1 protein-coding gene is annotated in these 258 nt (G+C 39.5%); it reads right to left on the bottom strand.

Annotated features, from left to right (window positions below; translation table 11 throughout):
- Window positions 1–84 precede the first annotated feature (84 nt).
- Window positions 85–258, bottom strand: a 174-nt coding sequence (locus tag E4T71_RS09475; RefSeq protein WP_228062409.1) for a transposase, incomplete at its 5' end; no start/stop codon positions are given.

The following is a 258-nucleotide window of genomic DNA, read 5'->3' as shown; positions in this document are numbered from 1 at the left end:
TGTATTTCTTCAGCTTCAAACTGGTCAAGAATGGCCTGCTTACGGCCTTTTGTTTTCTTGCGTTTGTAAGTAATTGTCTCTGTTTCAACTGGGTAAATCAGAGTCTTCTTGAATAGGAGTTTCTTCTTCTTCAAAAAGACTCATTTGACCTGGTTGAACAGAATTCTTCTCAGATGACTTGCCATATAGTTTCTGGGTTAAATAAGCCACCTGTTCACGTAGAAGGGAGATTTCATCTACTAGACCTTGGATGGTAGC

The sequence above is a fragment of the Streptococcus sp. WM07 genome (assembly GCF_004570525.1).
Classification (GTDB): domain Bacteria; phylum Bacillota; class Bacilli; order Lactobacillales; family Streptococcaceae; genus Streptococcus.
This window is presented reverse-complemented; position numbering and strand designations above follow the sequence as displayed.